Below are 783 nucleotides of genomic sequence, written 5' to 3'. Positions count from 1 at the left end.
TCCGACCTGCACGAATGGCGTAACCATGGCCACACTGTCTCCACCCGAGACTCAGTGAAATTGAAATCGCAGTGAAGATGCTGTGTATCCGCGGCTAGACGGAAAGACCCCGTGAACCTTTACTATAGCTTCACAGTGAACTTTGAACCTATTTGTGTAGGATAGGTGGGAGGCTTTGAAGATAGGACGCCAGTTCTATTGGAGCCAATCTTGAAATACCACCCTGGTATGTTTGAGGTTCTAACTCAGGTCCATTATCTGGATCGAGGACACTGTGTGGTGGGTAGTTTGACTGGGGCGGTCTCCTCCCAAAGAGTAACGGAGGAGCACGAAGGTGTGCTCAGCATGGTCGGAAATCATGCGTAGAGTGTAAAGGCAAAAGCACGCTTAACTGCGAGACAGACACGTCGAGCAGGTACGAAAGTAGGTCTTAGTGATCCGGTGGTTCTGTATGGAAGGGCCATCGCTCAACGGATAAAAGGTACTCCGGGGATAACAGGCTGATACCGCCCAAGAGTTCACATCGACGGCGGTGTTTGGCACCTCGATGTCGGCTCATCACATCCTGGGGCTGAAGCCGGTCCCAAGGGTATGGCTGTTCGCCATTTAAAGTGGTACGCGAGCTGGGTTTAGAACGTCGTGAGACAGTTCGGTCCCTATCTGCCGTGGACGTTTGAGATTTGAGAGGAGCTGCTCCTAGTACGAGAGGACCGGAGTGGACGAACCTCTGGTGTTCCGGTTGTCACGCCAGTGGCATTGCCGGGTAGCTATGTTCGGACGGGA

At 52.9% G+C, this 783-nt stretch carries 1 rRNA gene; it reads left to right on the top strand.

The features are described from left to right. Positions 1 to 783 (top strand): 23S ribosomal RNA (locus tag GQS57_RS18390); the annotation flags it as partial.

Origin of the sequence: Polaribacter sp. 20A6 (assembly GCF_011378915.1) — a bacterium.
GTDB lineage: Bacteria > Bacteroidota > Bacteroidia > Flavobacteriales > Flavobacteriaceae > Polaribacter > Polaribacter sejongensis.
This window is presented reverse-complemented; position numbering and strand designations above follow the sequence as displayed.